At 69.0% G+C, this 25332-nt stretch carries 26 protein-coding genes and 2 tRNA genes; 6 read left to right on the forward strand and 22 right to left on the reverse strand.

Annotation, left to right across the window (positions count from 1 at the left end):
* Nucleotides 1-16: 16 nt before the first annotated feature.
* Nucleotides 17-886 carry a GNAT family N-acetyltransferase gene (locus ACW14X_RS06400; RefSeq protein ID WP_457165065.1) on the reverse strand — a complete coding sequence of 290 codons (870 nt, stop codon included), beginning with the start codon at nucleotides 884-886 and terminating at the stop codon, nucleotides 17-19.
* Nucleotides 887-965: 79 nt separating this feature from the next.
* Between ACW14X_RS06400 and valS the strand changes: the two genes are divergently transcribed.
* On the forward strand, nucleotides 966-3593 hold the full coding sequence (gene valS, locus ACW14X_RS06405) for a valine--tRNA ligase (protein WP_457165066.1): 2628 nt from the start codon (nucleotides 966-968) through the stop codon (nucleotides 3591-3593).
* Between the two features lie 149 nt (nucleotides 3594-3742).
* On the opposite strand, the gene ACW14X_RS06410 is transcribed toward valS, so the two are convergent.
* The 5 genes from ACW14X_RS06410 to ACW14X_RS06430 form a co-directional block, all read right to left on the reverse strand.
* Entirely contained in the window at nucleotides 3743-4669 is a 927-nt protein-coding gene (locus tag ACW14X_RS06410) for a hypothetical protein (protein ID WP_457165067.1), read from the reverse strand.
* Nucleotides 4670-4785: 116 nt separating this feature from the next.
* The gene (gene clpX / locus ACW14X_RS06415) at nucleotides 4786-6078 is read right to left on the reverse strand and encodes an ATP-dependent Clp protease ATP-binding subunit ClpX (RefSeq protein WP_160024669.1); all 1293 of its coding nucleotides are present in this window, start codon (nucleotides 6076-6078) and stop codon (nucleotides 4786-4788) included.
* Nucleotides 6079-6178: 100 nt separating this feature from the next.
* Entirely contained in the window at nucleotides 6179-6784 is a 606-nt protein-coding gene (locus ACW14X_RS06420) for an ATP-dependent Clp protease proteolytic subunit (protein ID WP_091049270.1), read from the reverse strand.
* 4 nt (nucleotides 6785-6788) lie between these two features.
* Nucleotides 6789-7451, reverse strand: a complete 663-nt coding sequence (locus ACW14X_RS06425) for an ATP-dependent Clp protease proteolytic subunit (protein WP_396982905.1) — start codon at nucleotides 7449-7451, stop codon at nucleotides 6789-6791.
* A 121-nt stretch (nucleotides 7452-7572) separates the two neighbouring features.
* Nucleotides 7573-8559 (reverse strand): hypothetical protein, encoded by a 987-nt coding sequence (locus ACW14X_RS06430; RefSeq protein WP_160024670.1) that lies wholly within the window; start codon nucleotides 8557-8559, stop codon nucleotides 7573-7575.
* A 209-nt stretch (nucleotides 8560-8768) separates the two neighbouring features.
* On the opposite strand from ACW14X_RS06430, the gene ACW14X_RS06435 reads away from it, so the two are divergent.
* Nucleotides 8769-9536: a hypothetical protein gene (locus ACW14X_RS06435; RefSeq protein ID WP_160024671.1), complete on the forward strand. Its 768-nt coding sequence runs from the start codon at nucleotides 8769-8771 to the stop codon at nucleotides 9534-9536.
* Nucleotides 9537-9607: 71 nt separating this feature from the next.
* Here the strand turns inward: ACW14X_RS06435 and tig are convergent, their stop codons facing one another.
* The 8 genes from tig to ACW14X_RS06475 form a co-directional block, all read right to left on the reverse strand.
* Complete coding sequence (gene tig / locus ACW14X_RS06440) at nucleotides 9608-10996, reverse strand: trigger factor (protein ID WP_160024672.1); 1389 nt, start codon at nucleotides 10994-10996, stop codon at nucleotides 9608-9610.
* A gap of 57 nt (nucleotides 10997-11053) precedes the next feature.
* Nucleotides 11054-11126 (reverse strand) — tRNA-Pro (locus tag ACW14X_RS06445).
* A gap of 35 nt (nucleotides 11127-11161) precedes the next feature.
* Nucleotides 11162-11235, reverse strand: a tRNA-Gly gene (locus ACW14X_RS06450).
* A gap of 105 nt (nucleotides 11236-11340) precedes the next feature.
* The gene (locus ACW14X_RS06455; protein ID WP_160024673.1) at nucleotides 11341-12417 is read right to left on the reverse strand and encodes a PP2C family protein-serine/threonine phosphatase; all 1077 of its coding nucleotides are present in this window, start codon (nucleotides 12415-12417) and stop codon (nucleotides 11341-11343) included.
* A 66-nt stretch (nucleotides 12418-12483) separates the two neighbouring features.
* On the reverse strand, nucleotides 12484-13326 hold the full coding sequence (locus ACW14X_RS06460) for an Fpg/Nei family DNA glycosylase (RefSeq protein ID WP_457165068.1): 843 nt from the start codon (nucleotides 13324-13326) through the stop codon (nucleotides 12484-12486).
* A gap of 7 nt (nucleotides 13327-13333) precedes the next feature.
* On the reverse strand, nucleotides 13334-13852 hold the full coding sequence (locus ACW14X_RS06465; RefSeq protein ID WP_141792457.1) for a ribose-5-phosphate isomerase: 519 nt from the start codon (nucleotides 13850-13852) through the stop codon (nucleotides 13334-13336).
* 644 nt (nucleotides 13853-14496) lie between these two features.
* Nucleotides 14497-14982, reverse strand: coding sequence for a DUF222 domain-containing protein (locus ACW14X_RS06470; RefSeq protein WP_457165069.1), 486 nt, complete (start codon nucleotides 14980-14982; stop codon nucleotides 14497-14499).
* Nucleotides 14983-15010: 28 nt separating this feature from the next.
* Complete coding sequence (locus tag ACW14X_RS06475; RefSeq protein ID WP_457165070.1) at nucleotides 15011-15769, reverse strand: DUF222 domain-containing protein; 759 nt, start codon at nucleotides 15767-15769, stop codon at nucleotides 15011-15013.
* A 594-nt stretch (nucleotides 15770-16363) separates the two neighbouring features.
* Here ACW14X_RS06475 and ACW14X_RS06480 point away from each other — a divergent pair.
* Nucleotides 16364-17410: an inositol monophosphatase family protein gene (locus ACW14X_RS06480; RefSeq protein ID WP_457165071.1), complete on the forward strand. Its 1047-nt coding sequence runs from the start codon at nucleotides 16364-16366 to the stop codon at nucleotides 17408-17410.
* A 10-nt stretch (nucleotides 17411-17420) separates the two neighbouring features.
* Here ACW14X_RS06480 and ACW14X_RS06485 read toward each other — a convergent pair whose 3' ends face one another.
* From ACW14X_RS06485 to ACW14X_RS06495, 3 genes are read right to left on the reverse strand one after another with little or no spacing between them, the layout of a single operon-like run.
* Nucleotides 17421-17993, reverse strand: a complete 573-nt coding sequence (locus tag ACW14X_RS06485) for an LURP-one-related/scramblase family protein (RefSeq protein WP_160024677.1) — start codon at nucleotides 17991-17993, stop codon at nucleotides 17421-17423.
* Between the two features lie 19 nt (nucleotides 17994-18012).
* Nucleotides 18013-18657, reverse strand: a complete 645-nt coding sequence (locus ACW14X_RS06490; protein WP_350716262.1) for a class I SAM-dependent DNA methyltransferase — start codon at nucleotides 18655-18657, stop codon at nucleotides 18013-18015.
* Complete coding sequence (locus ACW14X_RS06495) at nucleotides 18654-19562, reverse strand: alpha/beta hydrolase (protein WP_457165072.1); 909 nt, start codon at nucleotides 19560-19562, stop codon at nucleotides 18654-18656. The genes ACW14X_RS06490 and ACW14X_RS06495 overlap by 4 nt, the downstream gene beginning before the upstream one ends.
* 39 nt (nucleotides 19563-19601) lie before the next feature.
* On the opposite strand from ACW14X_RS06495, the gene cls reads away from it, so the two are divergent.
* The 3 genes from cls to ACW14X_RS06510 are packed head-to-tail and all read left to right on the forward strand — an operon-like array spanning nucleotide 19602 to nucleotide 22293.
* Nucleotides 19602-21056 carry a cardiolipin synthase gene (gene cls / locus ACW14X_RS06500; RefSeq protein ID WP_457165073.1) on the forward strand — a complete coding sequence of 485 codons (1455 nt, stop codon included), beginning with the start codon at nucleotides 19602-19604 and terminating at the stop codon, nucleotides 21054-21056.
* A 44-nt stretch (nucleotides 21057-21100) separates the two neighbouring features.
* Nucleotides 21101-21580 carry a thioredoxin family protein gene (locus ACW14X_RS06505; protein WP_457165074.1) on the forward strand — a complete coding sequence of 160 codons (480 nt, stop codon included), beginning with the start codon at nucleotides 21101-21103 and terminating at the stop codon, nucleotides 21578-21580.
* The gene (locus tag ACW14X_RS06510) at nucleotides 21577-22293 is read left to right on the forward strand and encodes a cytochrome c biogenesis CcdA family protein (protein ID WP_457165075.1); all 717 of its coding nucleotides are present in this window, start codon (nucleotides 21577-21579) and stop codon (nucleotides 22291-22293) included. The genes ACW14X_RS06505 and ACW14X_RS06510 overlap by 4 nt, the downstream gene beginning before the upstream one ends.
* Here the strand turns inward: ACW14X_RS06510 and ACW14X_RS06515 are convergent.
* The 5 genes from ACW14X_RS06515 to rph all read right to left on the reverse strand — a co-directional run bounded on the left by ACW14X_RS06515 (nucleotide 22277) and on the right by rph (nucleotide 25327).
* Entirely contained in the window at nucleotides 22277-23044 is a 768-nt protein-coding gene (locus ACW14X_RS06515) for a 2-phosphosulfolactate phosphatase (RefSeq protein ID WP_457165076.1), read from the reverse strand. The two genes, ACW14X_RS06510 and ACW14X_RS06515, sit on opposite strands and share 17 nt — an antisense overlap.
* Nucleotides 23045-23080: 36 nt before the next feature.
* The gene (locus ACW14X_RS06520) at nucleotides 23081-23512 is read right to left on the reverse strand and encodes a hypothetical protein (protein ID WP_350837365.1); all 432 of its coding nucleotides are present in this window, start codon (nucleotides 23510-23512) and stop codon (nucleotides 23081-23083) included.
* A gap of 1 nt (nucleotide 23513) precedes the next feature.
* Nucleotides 23514-23924, reverse strand: coding sequence for a hypothetical protein (locus ACW14X_RS06525; RefSeq protein WP_350716248.1), 411 nt, complete (start codon nucleotides 23922-23924; stop codon nucleotides 23514-23516).
* Nucleotides 23925-24003: 79 nt separating this feature from the next.
* Nucleotides 24004-24630 (reverse strand): RdgB/HAM1 family non-canonical purine NTP pyrophosphatase, encoded by a 627-nt coding sequence (gene rdgB, locus ACW14X_RS06530; RefSeq protein WP_350837363.1) that lies wholly within the window; start codon nucleotides 24628-24630, stop codon nucleotides 24004-24006.
* Complete coding sequence (gene rph / locus ACW14X_RS06535) at nucleotides 24620-25327, reverse strand: ribonuclease PH (RefSeq protein WP_350837361.1); 708 nt, start codon at nucleotides 25325-25327, stop codon at nucleotides 24620-24622. The genes rdgB and rph overlap by 11 nt, the downstream gene beginning before the upstream one ends.
* Nucleotides 25328-25332: the final 5 nt, after the last annotated feature.

Raw genomic sequence — 25332 nt, forward strand, 5'->3', positions numbered from 1 at the left:
GAGCCGACTCGGCGGGTCAGTCGACGATCGTGTGGTTGGCCATGTCGACGACGGGGCGGTAGCCGATCTTGGCGTAGACGTGGTTGGAGACGGGGTTGTCGGCGTCGGTGAACAGGCACAGCCGGCTGCCGTCGGCGCCGAGGAGGCGTGAGGCCTCGGCGGTCACCGCGGTGCCGTAGCCGTGGCCCCGCTGCTCCTTCGGCGTGTAGACCGGCGCGATCCGGACCACGCCGTGCGCCGGCGGGGTCGCGCCGACCAGGGAGACGACCTCACCATCGACCTCCCACAGCAGCAGGAACTCCTCGATCCGGCGCCGCACCTCGTCCTCGCCGACCGCTGCGTGCTCGTGGGCGTACGCCTTGTTCGTGGACTGCTCCCTGGCCGCGTGCCCGAAGTCGGCCAGCCAGTCCCGGCACAGCTCGAGGTCGTCGTACGTCGCCGGGCGGGCGTGCCCGGACACTCCGGACGGCATCACCAGCGTGCCGAGCTCGTGCAGGCGCGACGCCATCGCGACGCTGACCCGCCCGCCCGCGAGCCGGGCGGTCTCCTCGGCGACCGTGCGGGCCGCCGGGAGCGCGCCGTTGGCCCCACCGGCGTACTCGCCCCTCGCGTGCAGGGCACGCGCGAGCTCGAGCGCTGCCGGCTCGGGCATCGGGCAGACGTAGAGCGGGTACGGCTCGAAGTTGGCCGTCCGCATCGCCGCGCCGACGACCCGGTCCCCCTCGCGAGCGACGGCGAACCAGCGGTACGGCCCCTCCTGCTCCACCCGGGTGGCCTTCTCCGCGTTGGTGGCGACCACGTTGGCGGTCACCGGCTCAGCCGCGAGATAGTCCTTGGCGACGGCGAGGAACTCGGCTGCGTCGGTGAAGAAGTCGATGGTGCCCATGACCGAAGCATGGCGAGTGTGCAACGCCGGTCTCAACCGGTTTCGCGCCAGCCCCCGCGCGCCCATAGGATTTGGTCCCATGACTGAGACCACGCCCACGCAGACCGCACCGGAGACGACTACGCCCGCTGAGCAGCGCGTAGTCGCCGTACCGGACAAGCCGGTCCTCGAGGGTCTGGAGGCCAAGTGGGCCGAGCAGTGGAAGAACGAGAAGACGTACGCCTTCGACCGCACCCAGCCGCGGGAGAACGTCTACTCGATCGACACCCCGCCGCCGACCGTCTCCGGCAGCCTGCACGTCGGCCACGTCTTCTCCTACACCCACCCCGACCTGATCGCCCGCTTCCAGCGGATGAACGGCAAGTCGGTCTTCTACCCGATCGGCTGGGACGACAACGGTCTGCCGACCGAGCGCCGGGTCCAGAACTACTTCGGCGTCCGCTGCGACCCGAGCCTCCCCTACGACCCCGACTTCACCCCGCCGGAGAAGCCGGACCCGAAGCGCCAGATCTCGATCAGCCGGCCCAACTTCGTCGAGCTGTGCAACCAGCTGGTCGTCGAGGACGAGAAGGTCTTCGAGGACCTGTGGCGCACCCTGGGTCTCTCCTTCGACTGGGACCAGCAGTACACGACCATCGGCAAGGTCTCCCAGACCGCCTCGCAGAAGGCGTTCCTGCGCAACCTGGCCCGCGGTGAGGCCTACCTGCAGGAGGCGCCGACCCTGTGGGACGTCACCTTCCAGACCGCGGTCGCCCAGGCCGAGCTGGAGGCGAAGGACTACCCCGGCTTCTTCCACCGCGTCGCCTTCCACCGCGCTGACGGCACCCCGGTCCACATCGAGACCACCCGCCCCGAGCTGATCCCGAGCGTCGTCGCGCTGATCGCGCACCCCGACGACGACCGCTACAAGGACCTGTTCGGCAGCACCGTCACCAGCCCGATCTTCGGCGTCGAGATCCCCGTCCTGCCTCACGAGGCCGCGGAGATGGACAAGGGCGCCGGCATCGCGATGTGCTGCACCTGGGGTGACCTCACCGACGTCCAGTGGTGGCGTGAGCTCAACCTGCCCGCCCGCGCCCTGATCGGCCGCGACGGCCGCTTCGCCCGCGAGACCCCGGAGTGGATCACCACCGAGGCCGGGGTCTCGGCGTACGAGGACCTGAAGGGCAAGACCGTCCACTCGGCCCGCGAGGCCGTCGTCGCGATGATCCGCGAGTCCGGTGACCTCGACGGAGAGCCGAAGAAGACCCAGCGGATGGCCAACTTCTACGAGCGTGGCGACAAGCCGCTCGAGATCGTCGCCAGCCGGCAGTGGTACATCACCAACGGTGGCCGCAACCCCGAGCTGCGTGAGCGGCTGCTGTCCCGCGGCGGTGACCTGACCTGGCTGCCCGAGCACATGCGCCACCGCTACGACAACTGGGTCGGCGGCCTCAACGGTGACTGGCTGATCTCCCGCCAGCGCTTCTTCGGCATCCCGTTCCCGGTCTGGTACGCACTCGACGCCGAGGGCAACCCCGACTACGACAAGCCGCTGCTGCCCAGCGAGGACCAGCTCCCGATCGACCCGTCCACGGACGTCCCGGCCGGCTACGAGGAGGCGCAGCGCGGCAAGCCCGGCGGCTTCCAGGGCGACCCGGACGTCATGGACACCTGGGCCACCTCGTCGCTGACCCCGCAGATCGCCGGCGGCTGGGAGGCCGACCCCGACCTGTTCAGCCGGGTCTACCCGATGGACCTGTGCACCCAGAGCCACGAGATCATCCGCACCTGGCTCTTCGGCCGCATCGTCCGCGCCCAACTCGAGGACGGCACCGTCCCGTGGAGCCACGCGATGATCGCCGGCTGGATCCTCGACCCCGACCGCAAGAAGATGTCGAAGTCGAAGGGCAACGTCGTCGTACCGACCGAGATCCTCGAGAAGTTCGGCGCCGACGCGGTTCGCTGGCGGGCCGCACTGACCCGCCCGGGCATGGACTCGCCGTTCGACGAGACTCAGATGAAGGTCGGTCGCCGTCTGGCGATGAAGATCCTCAACGCCTCCAAGTTCGTCCTCGGCAACGTCGGCGCGACCACGCTGAACCCGGTCGCGATCACCCAGCCGGTCGACTGCGCGCTGATGGCCCGTCTCAAGGAGACGATCACCAAGGCGACCGACGCGTTCACGGCCTACGACTACTCCACGGCGCTGGAGACCTCGGAGAAGTTCTTCTGGGAGTTCTGCGACGACTACCTCGAGCTGGTCAAGGAGCGTGCCTACGACGAGGACGGCGGTCTCGCCACCGAGTCCGCCCGCGCGACTCTCGCCACGGCTCTCCACGTCCAGCTGCGCCTGCTGGCGCCGTTCCTGCCGTACGTCACCGAGGAGGTCTGGTCGTGGTGGCAGACCGGTTCCATCCACACCTCCTCGTGGCCGCGTGAGCTCGAGCTCGGCACCGCTGCCGCCGCCGACCCGGCGGCGCTCGACGCCGTCGCGGCGACGCTGACCGGGATCCGCGGAGCGAAGTCGACCGCGAAGGTGAAGATGCGTCACCCGCTGGCGAAGGCCGAGGTCACCGGCCCGGCCAAGCTGGTCAAGGACGCCGAGGCCGCCGCGCCGGACCTCAAGCGGGTCGGCAACATCGTCGGCGACCTCTTCTTCACCGTCGACGAGAACGCGACCGAGATCTCCGTCACCGCTGAGCTGGCAGAGGTCCCCGAGGACTGAGCCTCAGACCGACGGAGCCCAACGACGGAGCAGGCCCCGGACCGCGATGCGGTTCCGGGGCCTGCTTCGTCCCTCACTCCAGCCAAGCGCCCGGGGGGACTCGCTCGGCCGGTCACTCTGGCGTGGTGCGGTCGCCATCGGAGTGATCCCTACTGCACCGACTTCTCGGCACAAGTCTGGTCGTCCTTGCTGCCTTCCTTCGGCTCCTCCGGCTCCGGTGCGTCCGTCGTCTCAGCCTCGGACGGCTCGGTGTCGGACGGCTCAGCGGATTCGGTGGTGGCCTCGGGTTCGGCTGCGGGCGACGACCCTACCGGTGTCTTCGGCTCAGCGCACGCCTCATCGCACTCCGGCGTGCCCTCGGGTTCGGGAGCGTCGTTCGCTCCTGGCAGCGTCTTGACGTCCTCGGCGATCGCGGCGGTGAGCTCGCAGGCGTCCTCGAGGACCCGTTCGGCCTCGGACTCCTGCTTGGTCGACTCCGCGTCGGGCTCCTTCGACTCCGCGGTCGCCTCATCGGTCTCCCGGTCTTTCTTGGGCTCCTCCAGCGGAAGATCCTCGACCGGGACGCCGGCGTCGGCAGCGATCAGCTGCCGCAGGAACATCGGCACGGCCTCGTCGACGGGGCGGGCGTCCTCCTCGGACACGAACGGCCACAGCAGCGGGGCCATGATCCCCGGGATCGGTCCCACGGACGGGACCAGCGTGGGCGGCTTGCCGTTGCCGTTGCCCTCACCGGGGTCGGCGGGCGTCGTCGGCTCCTCGGAGGGCGGTGCGTCGGGCTGCTCAGCGGGCGCGGACGGCGCCCTGTCCGGCTTCTCTTCCTCGCGGCTCTTCGGCGGCGCGGAGTCCTCCGGGTCGCTCTTCCGGTCCGTATCGGGCGTGTTGCTGGGGATCGTCGACACCCCGGAGACACCGGGAGACGGCGCCGGCGGGATCACGGTGAAGTCGGCCTGGCCAGAGAGCGTACGCGGCACCCGGTGCAACGCGGAGATGTCCGGGCTGAGGGTCTGGATGACCACGAGCAGGCCGATGAGCACTACGGCGGCGTAGGCCATCACCGGGCCCCTCTGGAACCTCACGTGCCCACTTCCCTACCGAGTGACGGAGCTGGAAAGGTACAGATGATCATCAGTGCGTATTGTGTCCGACCGCCCGGGCCAATACCGACCCGGGCGGAGAAAATGACCCAAACGGGCTACGCGGACTTCTTCTTGGTTTCCTTCTCGCGAGGAACGAGCGTCGGCATCTCGCCGTCGTCGACCACCTCGCGGGTCACGATCACCTTGCCGACGTCGCCACGGGAGGGGACGTCGTACATCACGTAGAGGAGAACCTCCTCGATGATCGCCCGCAGACCACGGGCACCGGTGCCACGCTCGAGGGCCTTGTCGGCGATGGCCGTGACCGCGTCCTCGGTGAACTCGAGGTCGACGCCGTCGAGGTCGAAGAGCTTCTGGTACTGCTTCACCAGCGCGTTGCGCGGCTCGGTCAGGATCTGGACGAGCGCGGCCTGGTCGAGCTTCTCGACGCTCGCGATCAGCGGCAGCCGGCCGATGAACTCCGGGATCAGCCCGAACTTGGTGAGGTCCTCGGGACGCACCAGCTTCAGCAGGTCCTCGGACTCCTTCTCGGCCTTGCCGCGCACCTCGGCGGTGAAGCCGAGGGTCTTCTTGCCGACCCGCTGCTCGATGATGTGCTCCAGACCGGCGAACGCGCCACCCACCACGAAGAGGATGTTGGTGGTGTCGATCTGGATGAACTCCTGGTGCGGGTGCTTGCGGCCACCCTGCGGCGGCACCGAGGCGGTGGTGCCCTCGATGATCTTCAGCAGCGCCTGCTGCACACCCTCACCGGAGACGTCGCGCGTGATCGAGGGGTTCTCCGCCTTGCGGGCCACCTTGTCGATCTCGTCGATGTAGATGATGCCGGTCTCGGCCTTCTTGACGTCGTAGTCGGCGGCCTGGATCAGCTTGAGGAGGATGTTCTCGACGTCCTCACCGACGTAGCCGGCCTCGGTCAGCGCGGTGGCGTCCGCGATCGCGAACGGGACGTTGAGCATCCGGGCCAGCGTCTGCGCCAGGTAGGTCTTGCCGCAGCCGGTCGGGCCGATCACCAAGATGTTGGACTTGGCGACCTCGACCTGCTCCTCCTTGGCGTGCTTGCCGGGGCCCTGCGGGCCACCGGGCTGCAGGCCGGCCTGGACGCGCTTGTAGTGGTTGTAGACCGCCACGGCGAGCGACTTCTTCGCCTGCTCCTGGCCGATGACGTAGGAGTTGAGGAAGTCGAAGATCTCCTTCGGCTTGGGGAGGTCGGCGATCTCCACCTCGGAGCCCTCGTTGAGCTCCTCCTCGATGATCTCGTTGCAGAGGTCGATGCACTCGTCGCAGATGTAGACGCCGGGACCCGCGATGAGCTTCTTGACCTGCTTCTGGCTCTTCCCGCAGAAGGAGCACTTCAGCAGGTCACCTCCGTCGCCGATGCGTGCCACGAGTGGCCTTCCTTCCCCGACTTGTGCTGCTAGGTCCGAATAGTTACTGACGGTACCCCGCGCCGCGCCTTCAGTGTGGGAGCGGCGCGGGGCCCGATGGTCAAACGAGAGCCGGCGTCTTGAGCGACTCGAGCACCGAGTCGATCAGGCCGTACTCGACCGCCTGAGCGGCGGTGAGGATCTTGTCTCGCTCGATGTCGTGGCTGACCTCGTCCATCGACTTGCCGCTGTGGTCGGCGATCATCTTCTCGAGCAGCTCACGCATCCGCAGGATCTCGTTGGCCTGGATCTCGATGTCGGAGGTCTGGCCGAAGGTGCCCTCGGTGTAGGGCTGGTGGATCAGGATGCGGCTGTTGGGCAGCGCCATCCGCTTGCCGTGCGCACCAGCGCCGAGCAGGATCGCGGCGGCCGAGGCGGCCTGACCGATGCAGACGGTCTGCACGTCCGGCTTGATGAACTGCATCGTGTCGTAGATCGCGGTGCAGGCCGTGAAGGAGCCACCGGGGCTGTTGATGTAGATCGAGATGTCCTGGTCCGGGTTCATCGACTGCAGGCAGAGCAGCTGGGCGATGACCGCGTTGGCGACATCGTCGCTGATCGGGGTGCCCAGGTAGATGATCCGGTCCTCGAAGAGCTTGGCGTAGGGGTCGATCCGGCGGACGCCGTACGACGTACGCTCCTCCCACTGCGGGATGTAGTAGTTCATGTCCTCAGTCCTTCTTGTGGGCGGGGCGGCCTTCGTCGGATGCTTCCTTGGCGCTCCTGATGACCTGGTCGACCAGGCCGTAGTCGAGTGCCTCGGCAGCGGTGAACCAGCGGTCGCGGTCGGCGTCCGTGGTGACCTGCTCGACGCTCTGGCCGGTGTGCTCGCTGATCAGCTCGAGCAGCACCTTCTTGATGTGCAGGGACTGCTGGGCCTGGATCTTGATGTCGGAGGCCGAGCCGCCCATGCCCGAGGAGGGCTGGTGCATCATGATCCGCGCGTGGGGCAGCGCGTAGCGCTTGCCCTTCGCGCCGGCGCAGAGCAGGAACTGGCCCATCGAGGCAGCCAGGCCCATGCCGACGGTCGCCACGTCGTTGGGGATGTAGTGCATCGTGTCGTAGATGGCCATACCGGCATCCACCGAACCACCGGGCGAGTTGATGTGAAGGAAGATGTCGGCCTCGGGGTCCTCCGCGGAGAGCAGCAGGAGCTGCGCGCAGATCGCGTTGGCGTTCTGGTCGCGGACCTCGGAGCCGAGGAAGACGATGCGCTCCCGCAGCAGTCGGTTGTAGATGTTGTCGTCGAGAAGGCTCAGACCGCCGCCGTTGCCGCCCAGGCTCGGGGAGAGCCCTGGGGCACCGGCATGAGCGTCAGCCGCGCTGGAGTCGATGTTCACAGGATCGACACTAGCCGCCACATCCAGTTGTTCCACGGCTGGTGTGCCATTGTTCGCCGACGGCAGAACTATTGGCGATCGCGTCGCAATCCGCGCGGCACCGCGATCCCCAGGGCTACGCCAGCCAGCGCAGCAGGGCGTCGTGAACCGCCGGATGGTTCGACAGCGGCGTCTCGGCGGTCGAGAGCGTGAACCGCTCCGCCGTCGGGAACAGGTCGCGCACCCGGCGCGACCTCAGCGGCGTCTTGTGCCGCCACCACAGCATCTCCCCGAAGAGTCGCCCGACCCGGTTGGGGCGCGAGGTCGCCTTGTCGGTGACCAGCAGATAGTCCACATCCGGGCGCGGCGGCAGCATCGCCTCGTCGGCCCCGACGACCGCGATCCCGGCGAGGTGCTCGTCGAGCTGCTTGCCGACCCCACCCGAGATCGGGGCCGAGGTGACCGCGTAGGGCGTCGTGCCGAGCGCGATCAGCTCGGAGACGTACGTCGTCCACGGGCGCGTCCCGGCGGTCGCCACGCCGAGCGCGTTGCGGGCGATCAGACCACCACCGGCGTAGCCGACCAGGACGATGCGCGGCTCCGCCGCGAGGGCGTCGACGCACTCCTGGATCCGGCTGCTGAGCGCCACCGCGGCGGGCACCGACTTGCTGCCGGCCGAGACGTGCATGTGCAGCGGCATCCAGCCGAGCAGCTCGGCGAGCCGGTCGGCGTACGTCGCCCCGGTCGCCTGCGAACCCTCGTCCCAGACGGTCTCGTCCTTGCCCGCCGGCGGGATCAGGACCAGGATCCGAGGGCTCGTCCCGACCTGGCGCTGGGCGGCGGCCCACTCCTTCGGGCTGACCATGCGACCCTGGTGCCGGACGGCGACGGCGGGTCCGGAGTCGGTGTTGACGACACCGCGGATGATCGGGGTCGCGAGCGCGAACGGGGCCGCGAACGGGCGACGAGCGAAGGCCGTGATGCGCCAGGCGAGCTTCGCCAGACCGACGAGGCCGGCCACCTTGCCCTGACCGCGGTCGAGCAGCTCCTCGGCGTCGGGGTCCACCGGGGCGTCCTCGACGTTGAGGACCACGGCGCGGACGGTCTCAGGGCTGGAGGTCACGCTGGCAGCGTAGGGCCTACGCTGGGCCGACAGGATCACCTGCGCCCACAGTGCGGCCCGTCTGTGTCTCAGATCACACCGCCGCGACCCTGTTCAGAACGTTTGCGTTCACTCACGCTTCTGGTGTCCGTGATGCTGTTGTTACTGGTGTTGCGTGACGACAGCGGCCTCCGCGGGTTACCGTCGGATGCGGAAGGGGGTGTCCGCGCGTGAGCGATGAGGGCGACGAGAAGGAATCACACTGCCAGTCGTGCGGCGATGCTCTGCTGCCCGGGGCCATCTACTGCATCGGCTGCGGAACCCCGCTCCTGGCTCCCCCGGAGCAGCATCGTCCGCTCTTCGTGGACGAGCTCGGCGACGACGCGACCACGGGTCGCAGCACGCGGGGATACTTCTTCGACGACGCCGCCTCGCCACCCCCGGCGCAACGGAAGGGCCGTACCGCGCCGATCCTGGTGATGATCGTGGTGCTGGTGCTCGTCGCCGGAGTGCTCGGGTTCATCTTCGGCAAGGACGGGGCCGGACCCGTGCAGTCCGAGGCGGAGCCGGAGCCTTCGACCAGCCCCACCAGCGAGCCGTCGAGCGTGCCCTCCGTGGACCCGAACGCCCCGCCGGAGCATCAGCTGCTCCGCATCTCCCGCCTCGACACCGAAGCAGCCACCAAGCTCATCGGCACCTGGATCCCGCAGCTGGCGGCGGTCGGTGCCGGGGACGGCGGCGACGCCGACTGGCACCAGGCACTGACCCGCTACCAGAAGATCAAGACCGCCCATCCCGAGGCCCTGCTCCTCGACACCGGCGAGTGGCCGAGCTCGTACGTGAAGCCGGGGATGTACGCCGTCGTGGTGCCCCACCCCAGTGACACCTCCACACCCGCGCTGGAGTGGTGTGTCGAGCAGGGCCTGTCGAAGACCGACTGCGCGGCCAAGCATCTGGAGGTCTCAGGCGACCCCACGGACAACTTCGACGCCCAGTAGCGCCGACTCAGCCGAAAACGACAGCGCCCCTGCCGTGAGGCAGGGGCGCTGTGACGTACGTCTGAGGGTGATCAGGCGTCAGCCTTCTCGGTCTCCTCGGGGGCCTCGGCCTCAGCCTCGGGCTCGTCCTCACCGATGGTGCCGTCGGGGCGGAGGTTCTTCAGCTCGACGTGGTTGCCGGACTCGTCGGTGACCTTGGCGGCCTCGACGAGCTGGGCGAGCGCCTTGCCGCGCAGGATCTCCTGGACCAGCTCGGGCACGTGGTTGTGCTCGAGCATGTGGTTGACGAACTCCTGCGGGTCCTGACCGGACTGCTGCGCGCGGCGCATCATGTGCTCGGTCAGCTCCTGCTGCTCGACCCCGATCTCCTTCTCCTTGGCGATCTGGTCGAGGATCAGCTGGGCGGCGACGGCGTCGCGAACGCGGCGCTCGAGGTCGGCCTCGAACTCCTCGATCGTCTGCTCCTCGTCCTCGAGGTACTTCTCGAAGGTGAGGCCGGCGAAGCCGAGCTGCTGCTCGATGCCCTCGCGGCGCGCGTTGAGCTCGTCGGTGACGATGCTCTCCGGCAGCGGGATCTCGACCTGCTCCAGGAGGGCCTCGAGGACGGCGTCACGGGCGGCGGCGGCCTGCTCGAGGCGCTTGCCGTTGCCGAGGCGGCCGCGAACGTCCTCCTCGAGCTCCTTGACGGTGTCGAACTCGCTGGCGAGCTGGGCGAAGTCGTCGTCGTACGCCGGGAGCTCCTGCTCCTGGACCTGGTTGACGGTGACGTTGACGTCGACCTCCTGGCCGATCAGCTCACCGCCCACGAGGGTGCTCTTGAAGTCCTTGGACTCGCCGGCGGACAGACCGACGATGGCCTCGTCCAGGCCGTCGAGCATGCCGCCCTTGCCGACCTGGTAGCTCATCCCGACGGCCTCGGCGCCCTCGACGTCCTCGCCGTCCTTGGTCGCCTTCAGGTCGATGACCACGAAGTCGCCGTCGGCGGCGGCGCGCTCGACGTCCTTGAGAGTGCCGAAGCGCTCGCGCATCGCCTGGATCTGCTCCTCGACGTCAGCGTCGGTGAGCTCGATGTCCTCGACCTTGGCCTCGATGCCCTCGTAGTCGGGCAGCGTGATCTCGGGCTTGACGTCGACCTCGGCGGTGAACTCCAGGGTCTCGTTGTCCTCGAGCTTGGTGACCTCGATCTCGGGCTGCGCGAGCGGCTCGAGCGAGTTCTCCTGGAGGGCGTCGAAGTACATCTGCGGGAGGACGTTGTTGACCGCCTCGGAGAGCACCGCGCCGCGGCCGACCTGCTTGTCGATCACCTGGGGCGGGACCTTGCCCCGGCGGAAGCCGGGAACGTTGATCTGCTTGGCGATCTGCTTGTACGCCGCGTCGAGGCTCGGCTTGAGCTCCTCGAAGGGCACCTCGACGGTCAGCTTGGCCCGGGTCGGGCTCAACGTCTCGACGGCGCTCTTCACAGGGTGTCTCCTGTCGTTTGTTTCTGAGAATGATGTCGCGTGCAGGGCAATGAAATGTCGGGGCGACAGGACTCGAACCTGCGGTCTCCTGCTCCCAAAGCAGGCGCGCTAGCCACTACGCTACGCCCCGTCAAGGGCCCCTCCCCAATCAGCGGGAATGGCACTTGGAGCGGATGACGGGAATCGAACCCGCGTAATCAGTTTGGAAGACTGAGGCTCTACCATTGAGCTACATCCGCGCACGCGAGAGCCAGCGCCCTCGTGCGACCTGCGAAATCCTGCCATAGATCTGGCTCACACCTGTAACCGGCTCCCCTACCGGTCGGTTCGCAGCGTTGGTTTGGTCACCTTCGCCCGACCGCGACGAGCGCGCGATCGTCGGAGCTGGCGCTCAGTCCCTCGAGCAGGCGGCGCGCTCCCCCACCTCTGCCGGTGACCGCGAGGTGGTCGGCGGTGGCGACCAGGTTGCCGATGCCGCGCTCGAGGTCGACACCCCGCGCCTCCACGACGCCGTCGGTGTAGAGCATCACCATGTCGCCCACCCCGAGCACTCCCTCGCAGGCGTCGAACTCGACGTCGTCGATGAGCCCCAGCACCGGGCCGTTGCTCTCGGCCTCCTCCCAGCGGCCGGTGGCGGCGCGGCGCAGGAGTGCGGGCGGGTGGCCGGCCGTACGGATCTCGTACGCGCCGTTGTCGAGGTCGATCGAGAGGTAGACCGCGGTCGCGAAGCCCTCCTGCCAGTCCTGACGGAGCAGGTAGCGGTTGGCGGCGGGCAGGAACTCGGCAGGCGATACGGCGCCGAGGAGGCCGCCGAACGCACCAGAGAGCTGAAGTGCTCTGGTGCCCGCACGCTCCCCCTTGCCGGAGACGTCGACGACGACGATCTCCAGCCGGTCGGCCTCCCGCGCGGCCACCACGAAGTCGCCGGCGAACCGGGTGCCGCCCGCCGGCAGGACTGCCGAGTCGGCGAGCCAGCCGTGAGGCATCGGCGGGATCGCACCCTGGTCGAGCTTGTGGGTCAGGTCGAGCAGCATCATCTCGTCGCTCAAGCCCCCGACGCCGAGGTAGGTGCGGCGCATCGCGACGAACAGCACGATCGCGCCGAGCAGGAAGTGCACGCCGATGGCGGCGGCGTCCCGGTCGGAGAGCGTCACCTGGCTGGCGGCGACCACGATCATCACCATCACGAAGACCACGAACCAGCTGAGCGTACGGGGTCCGAGCAGCACCGCTCCGAGCAGCAGCGGCACGGTGAGGACCGCCACCGGGACCACCTGCAGCCAGCCCGTCTGAGCCGCCGCGAGGACCGTCAGGACGATGGTCAGCAGCCCGAGCCACAGCACCGCTCGCAGCTCCGGGTCACGGAACCTGCGGCGGATCGCGTTGCTCCGCAGGCGGTCTGCGAAGGCATGGCTCGACATGGCCTCACTCTAGGTCTCGAGGTGGGGGCTGCGTGGTCGTTCTCGCAGGCCGGAGAGTAGTGCGGGCTACTTCTTTACGCTCGTCCGGGGCCGGTACGTGCGCTGGCACTTCGGGCACCAGAACAGGTTGCGCTGCTGCAGCTCGGTGGTCCGTACGCTCGTGCCGCACACCAGGCAGGGCTGGCCGTGCCGGCGGTAGACGTAGACCTCGCCACCGTGGTCGTCCTGACGCGGGGGACGGCCCATCGCCTCGGGGGTGTGCTCGTCGCGGACGGTGTCGATGCGGTTCCGCTGGACGCCGAGCTTCATCAGCTCGACCAGGTCGTCCCAGATGGCGTCCCACTGCTGCCTGCGCAGGGTGTTGCCGGGGCGCATCGGGTCGATCCGGTGCCGGAAGAGCACCTCGGCCCGATAGACATTGCCCACCCCGGCCAGGACTGACTGGTCCATCAGCAGCGCGCCGATCGTCGTACGGCTCCGGCTGATCCGCAGCCACGCGCGACCCGGGTCGGCGTCGTCGCGCAGCGGGTCCGGCCCGAGCTTCGCGACCACCGCGTCACGCTGGGCCGCGGTGACGAGGTTGCACGTGTTGGCGCCGCGCAGGTCCGCGTACGTCTCGCTGCCGGTCAGCCGGAGTCGGACCTGGCCGACGGGCAGCGGCGGCTCCGTGGCGTACGGCTTCAGGTCGAGCTTGCCGTAGAGGCCGAGATGGATGTGGACGTACTGCTCCCCCGGGAACTCGAGGAAGAGCTGCTTGCCCCACGCCTCGGCCCCGGTGAAGACCTGGCGGTCCAGCAGCGCGGCGGAGTCGGCGAACCGGCCCTGCGGGCTGCTGACCCTGACCTGCTGACCGGCGAAGGCGTCGCTCAGATCGAGCGCGAGACGGTGGAGGGTGTGCCCCTCGGGCATCCCCGGATCAGTCCTGGTCCTCGGCGGGCCCCAGGCCCTTGGCCGAGTCGGGAAGCGGCGGACGTACGCCGTCGGCGTCGTAGGCGTGGAGCTGGTCGATGCGGCGTACGTGCCGCTCGTCCTCGCTGAACGGCTCGGCCAGGAAGATCTCGACGAACTTCGTCATGTCCTCGAGGCTGTGCATCCGGCCACCCACCGCGACCACCTGGGCATTGTTGTGGTCACGGGCGAGCTTGGCGGTCTCCTCGCTCCACGCGAGCGCGCAGCGGATGCCGGTCACCTTGTTGGCCGCCATCTGCTCACCGTTGCCCGACCCCCCGATCACGACCCCGAGGCTGTCCAGCCCCTGCGCCCGGTCCCGGGCCACCCCCTCGGCCGCCCGGATGCAGAAGACCGGGTAGTCGTCGAGTGCGTCATAGACGAACGGGCCATGGTCGACAGGCTCATAGCCGAGCTCCGTCAGACGGTTGATCAGGTGGGACTTCAGTTCGAGACCGGCATGGTCACAGCCGATGTGGACGCGCATGCGCCCATCCTCTCCTACCTGTGGGGCATCTTTGGATTTGGTGGGTTGGCGTGCCTCTGGCGCCGGCGGCCGCCGACCCGTTACGGATGGTGTTCTCGCCGAATCCCGGAGTCAAGGACGGCCTGCGGCCGCCGGCTTCGCCGGTCGCCTGCGGCGATCCTTGACACCGGGCTCCGTCGAGAATTTGGCTGGCTATCGGGTCGGCGGCGGGGTCTGGCGCGGATTCCATGGGTTGCGTACGGGCTTGGGATCTCGGGCCGGTGAGTCATGGTGGGTGAAGGTTCTGCTCGGTGCCTACGCCAGTTGGCGCCATCTTGTGAATGCTTCACAAGATGCCGCCAAGAGGAGGAGGCGATGACCGGGGCATGCCGGATGCTGCTGCCTCAGGTGGCTCCTGGCCAGGGCTGCCTCGGGAGGGTCACCTGGGCGGACGGGCTGGTCATCAGGTGGCGGCTGAAGTGCCGCGCCCGATGCAGCGCCGCCGGATGCAGAGTATCGGCAGGTTGGCCACCCGGCAGGAGTGGCACGACAGGACGGTGTGAGGACTCAGCTCAGCGATCGGCCCATCATGGGATCGGATGACCACGGGCACGGCGACACAAGCCGGCGCCGATGACGCGCCGGAGTCCGCCGCCGCCCGGGGATCAGTTGGTTCGGGTGCGCCTGGTGAACCGGATCCGCCCATCCGGGAGCCGCTCATAGGCGTAGTCGGGGTCGTGGATCCGACGATGGTCACTCGCACACAACAAGACCATGTTCGCCATGTCGGTCTTCCCGCCCTCGGACCAGGGTTTCAGGTGGTGGGCTTCGGTCCACGCGGCGGGCGCGTCGCAGTCTTCGGCCTGGCAACACTTGTCCCGTAGCCGGAGCGCTCGGTGTTGGACTGGATACGCCAACCTCGCGGTGCGGCCGAGGTCGAGGATCTCGGAGTCGGTGCCCAACACCACCGGGACGAGGTCGGCGTTGCAGGCCATCCGGCGGGCCTCGGCAGCGGCGATCTGGTCCCCGTCGAACCCGAGGGCGGCGGTGCCGAGGTCGTTGCGGAGGTCCTCGACGCTCATGGTGATGAACACCGTGGTCCCGTGGCCACCGTGCCGAGGGAGCTGGTCGACGTCGTAGGTCTCGACCACCCGGGCGAACGCCTGGCCCAGCAACCGGTCATAGGGGGGCTTTGCGGCCCTTGTCCTCGGCCGAGAGCTTCCTGGGCTGGGCCAACGAGTCCAACAATGTGCGGAGCCGCATCCCGATCGCACGCGAGACCCGGGCGTGGATGTCGATGGTGCCGTCGCCGTTGTCGCGGGAGGAGAAGAACGTGCGCCGCTGGGCGTGCTCCTCCTCGCGCTGCAAGGCCTTGGCTTCGGCGGCTTCGAATCGTTCCGGGTCGATCTCAGCGAGGATCCGGCGTCCGACGATCTTCAACTCGTTCGCCGTCAACCGGGTCGCGTAATCGACCAGCAGTTTCTCGGCCAGGATCAGGTCCTCGGCGCTGGCGGCGGGATCGGTCTCGATGGCGTGGAGGGCTTGGGTGATCACTCGGGCTTTGTCCTGAGATACGACACCTTCAGCGAGGCCGGCGGCCACGAGGTCGTACTTGGTCACCGCTGCTGCGAGTTTCACCTGGGAGCGAGCCACGCCCTTGTCGACCAGGAGCTCGGTCCGCATCCACCCGGACGCGTCCTTGGCACCGGTCTCCTCAGCGATGTCACCGGCCGTGGCGAGCACCCGCAGCTTCAATGCGGCCTGCTGGGCTTGGAGCTTCTCCAACCGTTCCAGCAGGTCCTTCTTCTGCCCGGTGCGCCAGTAGGACGGGTCGGTCGTGAGGAGATCTTGGAAGGCGGTCTCGATGGCGGCCAGGGCAGCGTCGATCGCATCGCCGGGGTTGGTGCCCCAGTGGTCGATGTCGCGGCCGAGACTCATCGCTGCCCTCTCCTTCAGAAGTGTGCTGTGATGTGTCTCATTCTACGCTTCCAGCGCCCGTACTGCCACCTATTTTCCCTGGTCAGCCGCAGTTTTCGCGGTGAGCGAACGACCTCGTTCCTGTGGATGGTAAGTGGCCCGAAGGGCCACCCTCACGCCTCATCAACCTCACCTTCGAAGCAGGATTCCGCTGCGCCACACCCGGGCCGCCGCCCCGATAGCCAGCCAAATCTTTCTCGACGGGCCCCGGTGTCAAGGACCGCGAAGCGGCCGGCGAAGCCGGCGGCCGCAGGCCGTCCTTGACTCCGGGGACCGTCGAGAAGACCCTCCAAGAACGGGTCGGCGGCCCACCCCAACCAAGAAGAACAGCCGAAAAGCAGTCCCCGAAAGACAAGCCCCCCGATAGATTCCCCCACCGTGGACCACTGGACGACGATGGACGAGATCCTCGCGGCACGATCAAGGTTCGAATCAGCGATCGAAGGCTGGACGCCCCCGAACGCCCACGGCGTAGGCCTCCGCCCATCGACAGCACCCGACCACGGGCCAGAGCATTTCCCCCTGGTCAACGCCTACGGCCACCGCCTCCCGGCCGTGGTGATCGCAACAGTCGTCGGACACACGAGCGGCACCGCGGCATACAGACTGTCCCGAGAAGACCTCGAGCGGGCGATCGAGCTGATCTCGCCCGCCGAGGCGTACGTCGACTATGACCATCCCAACCTGTGGAGCTGGCGCGACAAGATCCTGCCCAGCCTGGACGAGGATCCCGAGGCAGAGGTCGTGGCGGTCTTCATCGGCGACGAGCCGGAGCAGCAACCGGATCCGGCGATCGACGCCTTCCGGGCGGCGTTCCCGGACGAGGCCGTCGCGATCGCCGCGGCCACCGCCGGGGCGGCCGTCGTCAAGCAGATGTACGGCACGGATCTGAGCCACTTCGACAAGTCGGCAACCGACTTCGCGACCGAGGCGGACATCGCCTCGGAGAAGGCGGTCCGGGAGACGATCGCGACGTACCGGCCGGAGGACGCCTTCGAGGGCGAGGAGACCGGGCGCAGCGGGGACAGCGAGCGGCGATGGTTGGTCGACCCGCTCTGCGGGACGCTCAACTACGCCGCCCAGACTCCGCTCGCCGCGGTGAACGTCGCGCTCGTGACGCCCGACGGCATCCAGGCGGCTGTAGCGGCCGACCCGATCAGCGAGGAGATCTTCTGGACCGACGGCACCTCCGCCCGGCTGCGCCAGGGCGGCGGCGACACGGTCCTCACGCCGACCCCGCGCACCCGGCTCGTCGACATCCAGTGCGACGGCCCGCTCGACCGGCCGTTCGTCGGCGGACAGCTCGTCGCCGACCCGCGCCTGCGAGCCCAGTTCGGCCCGCGGGTGATGTCCTCCACCCTCGCGGTCGCCTGGGTGGCGGCCGGACGGCGAGCGGCGTACGTCACCGACGGCTACCTCGAGGGGAGCGTCCACTTCACTGCCGGCATCGCGCTGTGCCAGGCCGCCGGATGCGTCGTGACCGACCTCAACGGCGACCCGATCCACACCGGCCGCGGGATGATCGCCGCGGCCGACGCTGCCACCCACCAGCTGCTGCTGGACCTGGTCCGTCCGCACCTGGCGGCGGCGGACGGACCCTGAGCCGAACGGCTCAGCGCTGCATCAGCGCGTCCATCGCGACCGCGAGGGCAGCGGCGACCCGGAAGTCGACGCGCGGGTCGTGGACGGTGACCGTGTACTTGTCACGGAAGGCGAAGCGGCGCTCGATCGAGATCAGCGGCTGGCCCTCGGAGGACACGTAGTCGAAGTGGATCGGCAGGAAGTCGAGCTCGGTGAAGCGGCGCAGGATGGCGATGACCTGGTTGCGCTCCTGACCGGTGCCGGAGTAGCCCGGACCCTCCACCTGGAAGGTGGAGCGCAGCAGGCTCTTACCGAAGTCCTTGCGGAAGAAGCCCAGCGCCGCACCGCTCGGGTCGGTGACGTCGTAGCCGGCGTTGAGGTCCATCACCGCCCGCGCCTTGAACGCGAAGACGGCCTGCGACTTCGACTCGTCGGCGTAGAACGTCACCTGCTCCTTGAACGCCAGCCGCTTCTGCTGCGCGAAGGCGAGCACCTGCCCCTCCGAGCCGTCTGCGTTGGCGGCCTGAGCGACGTACTTGTTGGCGAAGGGCGTCACCTTCTGGCGGAGGAAGAAGCGAGGGACGTGGTAGGGCTGCTGCGTCATGCGCGCAACCTATCGGTCGTCAGCGACGGCGCGCGACGAGATACGCCTGCGGCGTCCGCTCCCAGTCCTCGGCGGAGCGCACCACCGTCCCGGTGACCTCGAAACCAGCCTCCTCGAGCAGGGCGCTGGTCGCCTCGACCGGGAGCCGGTAGCCGTCGAAGGTGACGTCGTGGCCGTAGGCGCCGATGTGGCGTACGTGCTCGTCCCCGACCTGGAACGCGGTCACGAACCGGCCGCCCCGGCGGGTGACCCGGGCGAGCTCGGCGATGACCTCGGGCCGGCGCGCGGGCGGGGTGTGGATGAGCGAGTACCACGCCAGCACCCCGGCGAGCTCACCGTCCCGGAGCGGGAGACGGGCCATGTCGCCGACCTCGAACCGGAGCGCCGGATGCCGCTCCTTGGCCTGCGCGATCATGCCCGTCGACAGGTCGACCCCGAAGACGTCGATCCCCCGCTCGGCCAGATAGGCCGTCACCCGCCCGGGCCCGCAGCCGATGTCGCCGACCAGCCCGCCACCGTCCTTGCGTACGTAGCTGATGAACGTGTCGAGGACACCGGCGTCGAACGAGGTCTCGGTCATCGTCGGGTCGACGATCTCGGCGTACGCCTTGGAGACGGTGTCGTAGGCGGCCCGGACCTCGGTGACGTCGTAGGGCTCCGTCACTGACGTCCCCGCGAACTGTGCCGGTTCACGCTGTGCTGGATCAAGAAGCCAGCGGTCATCGCCATCACCGATTCCGCGGCGGGGAAGGTCTGGCCATGGCGCCAGAAGCCGTGGATCTGGCCGACCGCGCGGAACGCGACCACCTCGACGCCGAGGTCGGCCAACCGGAGCGCGAAGTCCTCGTTCTCGTCGGTGAGGATGTCGCCCTCGGCACTGACGATCAGCGTCGGCGGCAGGCCACGAAGCTCCTGATCAGAGGCGAGGTACGGGCCGAGGTCGGGATTGCGGAGATCGGCCTCGGTCGAGGCGTACTGCTTCCAGTACCACGCCGCCTCCTCGTTCCAGCCGTCCTCCATCGCATAGCCCGGGGTGCTCATCGACGGGTCGAGGAACGGGTAGACGAGCACCATCGCGTCGAAGACACCCGGGTTGCGCAGAGCCGCGACGAGAGCGAGGTTGCCGCCGGCGCTGTCGCCGTGGACGTACGCCGGCAGCGTGCTCAGCAGCGGGTCGTTGCCCAGCCACTTGACGACCGTGTCGACATCATCGGGAGCCGCGGGATAGGGGTCCTCCGGAGGCCGGCGATAGTCGACCGACAGCACCCGCAGCCCGCTCCGGTTGGCCAGCCGCCGGCACGCGGCGTCGTGGACCTCGACGTCGTTGAAGACGAACCCACCGCCGTGGAGGTGGACGATCACCCCCTCGCGTACGTCCTCGGGGGTGTAGAGCCGGCACGGAACCCCGTCGGCGTCGATGCCGGTGACCTCCGCGACCTCCTCTTTCGCCTCGGCCGCTGCCAGCTTGCGGGCCTGGTCACGCTGGGCGGCCACGTCGACCTCCCAGACCGGCGGCGAGGCCTCCTCGGCGGCGATGGCACGGCGGGCGGCGGGGAAGAGTCGAACCATGTCAGAAGATTCCCACACGAGTGGCGGTGGTGCATGCTGATGCGCATGACAGTGGCGGGGGTCATGGGGACCTCGATCTACATCATCGACCTGCTGGTCAAGGTCATCGCGCTCGGGGTGGTGCCGAAGAACCGGCGTCCGAGCAGTGCGATGGCGTGGCTGCTGGCCATCTTCTTCATCCCGGGAATCGGCCTGATCGGCTACCTGCTGCTCGGTCAGACCCGGCTCGACCGGCGGCGTCACGAGCGGCAGCGGGCGCTCAACGAGGAGGTGCTGAGCTACGTACGCGGCCTACCGCGGACGCCGCACGAGAAGACGATCTCCGAGGTCGACGTGGCCACGATCGAGCTGAACGAACGGCTCGGTTCACTGCCTGCCAGGGCCGGGAACCGGATCGATCTGATCGGCGACTACGCCGCCTCCATCGAGGCGATGACGGCCGCGGTGGACGAGGCCGAGACGTACGTGCACGTGCAGTTCTACATCACCGCCTGCGACCACATGACCGAGCCGTTCTTCGACGCCCTCGACCGGGCTGCGGCGCGTGGGGTGAGCGTACGGCTCCTCCTCGACCACCTGGGCTCACGCGGCATCCCGCTCTGGCGCCAGCTCGTCAAACGACTCGACGCCTCCGACATCGACTGGCACCCCCTGCTGCCGATCGATCCCCTCCGCGGCCAGATCCGCAGGCCCGACCTGCGCAACCACCGCAAGCTCCTCGTGGTCGACGGCCGGGTCGCGTTCATGGGGTCGCAGAACCTCATCGAGCCCGGCTACAACAAGCCCAAGAACCACCGGGCCGGCCGGGAATGGGTCGAGCTGAACGCCCGGATCGAGGGTCCGCTGGTGACTGCGCTGAACGTCGTGTTCGCCAGCGACTGGGACACCGAGACCGGCGAGCTGCTGCGCTCCGAGCTGGCCGCCACCGCGCCGCGCGCCGGCGACGTGACCGGTCAGATCGTGCCCAGCGGACCGGGTGTCGACGCCGAGAACAACCTGCGCGCGTTCACCCACCTCATGTACGCCGCCAAGAAGCGGATCTCGATCACCAGCCCCTACTTCGTGCCCGACGAGTCGCTGCTGTACGCCGTGACGACGGCCGCCCGCCGTGGCGTCGAGGTCGAGCTCTTCGTCAGCGAGGGCAAGGACCAGTTCATGGTCTTCCACGCCCAGCGCTCCTACTACGAGGCGCTGCTGGAGGCCGGTGTCCGCATCTACCTCTACCCCAAGCCAGCCGTCCTGCACTCCAAGCACTTCAGCATCGACGACGAGGTCGCCGTGCTCGGCTCGAGCAACATGGACATGCGCTCCTTCGCCCTCAACTACGAGATCTCGCTGATGCTCTTCGACGGCGAACCGGTGGCACAGCTGCGGAAGGTCGAGGACGGCTACCGGGCCATCTCGCGCGAGCTGCTGCTCGAGGAGTGGCTCGCGCGGCCGAAGGTCGCGGCGTACGTCGACAACGTGCTGCGCCTGACCGCCGCTCTTCAATGAGGTCGGTGCACCCACCAGTCCGGGGAGAGTTACGCTCCGAACCCATGCCCGTGAGCACCCGATTCCTGGCCCTGTTGACCATCCTCTGCGCGGTGACCGTCGGCTGCGGCGCGGCGGAGACCGCCGATGACTCCGCATCGCCCTCCACCAGCGCGAGCACGCCGCCCACCTCGCCCGCCGCCGGAGACGACTCCTCCCCCACGTGCGAGGCAACGGGACGCTATGCCGACTACTCCGAGGCGGCCGTCGCCGACCAGTGCTACACCGACACGATCCTCTTCTTCCACGCCCCTTGGTGCCCCGAGTGCCGCGGGTTCGAGGAGGCGATCAAGAGCGGTGAGGTGCCTGAGGGCGCCCAGATCCTGAAGGTCGACTACGACTCCGCGACCGACCTGCGCAAGCAGCACGGGGTGACGATCCAGTCGACCTTCGTACGCGTCGACCCCGCCGGCAAGACGGTCAAGCTCTGGTCCGGCTACGGCCAGGACAAGTCGGTCGACGCCATCCTCGAGAACACCCAGTGACGCTGCTGCTCGCGTCGTTCCTCGCCGGGGCGCTCTCGGTGCTCGCCCCGTGCGTGGTGGCGTTCGTGCCCGTGATCCTCTCCCGCGGGACCGGCGAGCGCCGGCCGTGGGTGGCGGTGGCGGCGCTCGGTGTCTCCGTCATCGTGTTCAGTGTCGCGCTCAAGTCGACGACCCTCTTGATCGACGTCCCACCACGGTTCTGGAGCGTCGTCTCCGGTGTGATCGTGGCGCTCTTCGGTGTGGTGATGATCTGGCCACGGCTGTGGGACGCGGTGGCGTTCCGGCTCGGGCTCGGCTCGCGCGCCCAGGAGCGTCTGGCCCGGGCGAGCACCCGTCGCGGGATCGGCGGCGACATCCTCCTGGGCGCGAGCATGGGGCCGGTCTTCAGCGCCTGCAGCCCGACGTACGCCTTGATCGTGGCGGCCATCCTCCCGGCTGAGCCGCTGCGCGGCCTCGGCTACCTGCTCGCGTACGTCGCCGGCCTGACGCTCCTGCTGGCCGCGGTCATGGCGGGCGGCCGGGCACTGATCGCCAGGCTCAGGTGGGCGATCGACCCCGAGGGCACCTTCCACAAGGTGCTCGGTGTCGTCCTGGTGCTCATCGGTGTCGCGATCGCGACCGGGCTGGACAAGGCCCTGCTCACGCTGCTCGTCGAGCAGGGGCTCTTCGACTGGCAGATCGGTCTGGAGGGCCGGCTCAGCACGGATCAGTGAGCCGGTCTGTGGTGGACACGAACGACCGGCCGCGCAGGAGCGGAACCACCGACGAGCCGTCCACCTCGGAGGCCACGACCACGTCGTCCGCATAGCCCTTCGCGGTCAGCTCCCGGCCGCCCGCGCAGGCATGGAGCGCGTCCGGAAGATCGGCCGCACGGGACGCGTCGCGCGCCATCGCTGCCTCGGGCGAAAGGTCGCTCGGGTCGAGAGCGGCCAGCACCGCCCCGGCGCCCCAGAGGTCCTCGACCGCGGGGCGGAGCGTGCCGTCCGGCCAGCGCTCCCCCGACGCGATGAAGGCGACGCTCGCGCCCTCGGCGCAGCGAGGAGCGAGCCACTCGGCGACCGCGGTGCGGTTGCGGAGCGAGGCACCGACGACCGTGGCTCCACCGTCGGCGAGCAGACTGCTGATCGTCGACCCGTTGGGCGAGGGCAGCACGAGCCGCCTGACGCCCTCGGCCCGGTGCAGCGAGGCGGGCGAGAGCGAGGGCCGGCCGGGCACCGCGTCCTGGCGCTGCACCGCGAGTACGGCGTCGCGCTCACGTGCGTACGCCTCCGCCCGGTCGTCCCGCCACCGGAACGGGAACACCTCGATCCCGCGCTCGACGGCGACCGTCAGGGTCGTGGTGAACGAGAGCACGTCCACCACGACGGCGATGTCCACCGGCCCGATCGCCACGGCGCCCACCGGGCCCCACTCGAGCCGGAACCGGTAGGCGTGCTGACGATGCTGCGCGTCGAAGGCGGTCACGCGCCGAGGCTAACCGGCCCGTTCACCCCGCGGCGATCACGAGCCGCGGGTGTAGAAGTCGGCCAGACGTTGGATGGCTTCCGCCTTGGTCATCGCCCGCACGTCCGCCTCGGGGATGTGCGCCTCCTGGATCAGGACCCGAAGCACTCCCAGCGGGATGGCCTCGCGCGGCTCCGGCATCTGGCTGCGCGAGGGAAGGGTCTTGTCCTCCACGCATGCCCAGAACTCCTCGGTGGTGACCTCGAGCTGATCCTTGAGGATGTGGCCCCAGATGCTCGGCCCGTAGTCCGTTCGGTCGACGGGATGACTGATGCGCGTGTAGAGGATGCGGCCGTCGGGCACGGCGAGCTCGTAGTTGACGTGATGAGTGCCGCGCTTGCCGGTGGCCCGCCGGCGCTCGATCCATCCTTCGGTGACGCAGAAGGACTGATGGTCGACCCTCGTCGCCGGACGCCTGCGCTCGACCATGTCAGGCCAGCAGCCAGTCGCGCAGCTGCTCGTCGGAGGCCAACCCCACGATCTGCACCAGGCCCCAGTTGTCGGCGTGGTTGGGCGCGGCGTGCAGCCGGTCGACCCAGTCCTCGGCGTAGTCGCGAAGCGCGTCGACCATCTCCTCGACCGCCTCGTCGAGCGTGACACCGTCGGCAGCCACCGGCAGGCCCGGGATGAAGATCGACCACGCGTCGTTCTCTGCGACTGCGACCGCACCCGAGGGACGAACGCTGATCAGAAAGTGGACCAAGCGGTCCGCGTCCACCGCCGCCACCCGGCGCGCCCCACGCGAAACGGTCGCCGGGCGGCCACCATCTGCGGCGTCGAGCATGTCCTTGAAGTGCTCTCGTGCCTCGCGGGCACTCTGGTAGTCCACTGACGCACCCATACGGCCTCCCTCCATGGCATGTGTACACAGTGTACACGGCGTTGCCGAAGCGACCGCCGCCCAGAGATGAGCAAGCGGATCAGGCGAGCAGCTTCGCGATCTGTGGCGAGATCTCGCGCAGGGCGCGGCCACGGTGGGAGATGGCGTCCTTCTCCTCGATCGACAGCTCCGCGGACGTACGTCCGTCCTCGGTGTCGACCGCGACGAACAGGACGTCGTAGCCGAAGCCGCCGTCACCGCGGACCTCGCGGATGATCCGGCCGTCCATGCGGCCCTCGACCACGATCTCGCCACCGTCCCAGACGAACGCGATCGCGCAGGCGAAGTGGGCGCCGCGGCGCTCGTCGGGGACGTCGGAGAGCTGAGCCAGGAGCAGCTCGTTGTTGCGCGCGTCGGACTTGGGCGGACCGCCCCAGCGCGCCGAGAGCACCCCGGGCATCCCGTTGAGCGCGTCGACGCAGAGACCCGAGTCGTCCGCGACGGTCGGCAGGCCGGTGGCCTTGAAACCGGCCCGCGCCTTGATCAGCGCGTTGCCCTCGAACGTCGGTGCGTCCTCGACCGGCTCGTCGTAGTGGGTGACGTCGTCGAGGCCGACGACCGAGACCCCGGGCACCAGCGGCGAGAGGATCCGGAACATCTCCTCCAGCTTCTTGGCGTTGCGCGAGGCGACGTGGATGCTGGGCTCGTTCCTGGGCTCAGCCGGCAAGTGCGGCCTCCTGCAGCTTGGTCAGGTCGGCGCAGCCCTTCTCGCCCAGCGCCAGCAGGGCGTCGAGCTCGGCGCGGTCGAAGGCGACGCCCTCGGCGGTGCCCTGCACCTCGACGAACTTGCCCTCGCCCGTCATCACGATGTTCATGTCGGTCTCGGCGCGCACATCCTCCTCGTAGGGGAGGTCGAGGCGCGGCACACCGTCGATGATCCCGACCGAGATCGCGGCGACGGAGCCGGTGAGCGCCTTCGAGACACCCAGCGAGGCGACCGCGTCGGCCAGCGCGACGTAGGCGCCGGTGATCGCGGCCGTGCGCGTCCCGCCGTCGGCCTGCAGCACGTCGCAGTCGATGTTGATGGTGTTCTCGCCGAGCGCCTTGTAGTCGATGACGGCGCGCAGCGAGCGCCCCACCAGGCGGGAGATCTCGTGCGTACGTCCGCCGATCTTGCCCTTCACCGACTCGCGCGAGGAGCGCTCATGGGTGGCGGCGGGGAGCATGGCGTACTCAGCCGTCACCCAGCCCAGCCCGGAGCCCTTGCGCCAGCGCGGCACGCCCTCGGAGGCCGAGGCGGCGCACAGGACACGGGTCTTGCCGAACTCGATGAGGACGGAGCCGGCCGCGTGGTCCAGCCAGTTGCGGGTGATCTTGATGGGGCGCAGCTCGTCGTCGGCGCGCCCGTCAGCTCGTGTGGTCACGGGAC

The sequence above is a fragment of the Nocardioides sp. YJ-D4 genome, assembly GCF_054031495.1.

Excerpts from the sequence above, each read along its gene's own strand:
- ACW14X_RS06400 (WP_457165065.1), bottom strand. The coding sequence starts at position 886 with ATGGGCACCATCGACTTCTTCACCGACGCAGCCGAGTTCCTCGCCGTC.
- valS (WP_457165066.1), top strand. The coding sequence starts at position 966 with ATGACTGAGACCACGCCCACGCAGACCGCACCGGAGACGACTACGCCC.
- ACW14X_RS06420 (WP_091049270.1), bottom strand. The coding sequence starts at position 6,784 with ATGAACTACTACATCCCGCAGTGGGAGGAGCGTACGTCGTACGGCGTC.
- ACW14X_RS06455 (WP_160024673.1), bottom strand. The coding sequence starts at position 12,417 with ATGTCGAGCCATGCCTTCGCAGACCGCCTGCGGAGCAACGCGATCCGC.
- ACW14X_RS06460 (WP_457165068.1), bottom strand. The coding sequence starts at position 13,326 with ATGCCCGAGGGGCACACCCTCCACCGTCTCGCGCTCGATCTGAGCGAC.
- ACW14X_RS06465 (WP_141792457.1), bottom strand. The coding sequence starts at position 13,852 with ATGCGCGTCCACATCGGCTGTGACCATGCCGGTCTCGAACTGAAGTCC.
- ACW14X_RS06475 (WP_457165070.1), bottom strand. The coding sequence starts at position 15,769 with ATGAGTCTCGGCCGCGACATCGACCACTGGGGCACCAACCCCGGCGAT.
- ACW14X_RS06485 (WP_160024677.1), bottom strand. The coding sequence starts at position 17,993 with ATGACGCAGCAGCCCTACCACGTCCCTCGCTTCTTCCTCCGCCAGAAG.
- ACW14X_RS06495 (WP_457165072.1), bottom strand. The coding sequence starts at position 19,562 with ATGGTTCGACTCTTCCCCGCCGCCCGCCGTGCCATCGCCGCCGAGGAG.
- cls (WP_457165073.1), top strand. The coding sequence starts at position 19,602 with ATGCGCATGACAGTGGCGGGGGTCATGGGGACCTCGATCTACATCATC.
- ACW14X_RS06505 (WP_457165074.1), top strand. The coding sequence starts at position 21,101 with ATGCCCGTGAGCACCCGATTCCTGGCCCTGTTGACCATCCTCTGCGCG.
- ACW14X_RS06520 (WP_350837365.1), bottom strand. The coding sequence starts at position 23,512 with ATGGTCGAGCGCAGGCGTCCGGCGACGAGGGTCGACCATCAGTCCTTC.
- ACW14X_RS06525 (WP_350716248.1), bottom strand. The coding sequence starts at position 23,924 with ATGGGTGCGTCAGTGGACTACCAGAGTGCCCGCGAGGCACGAGAGCAC.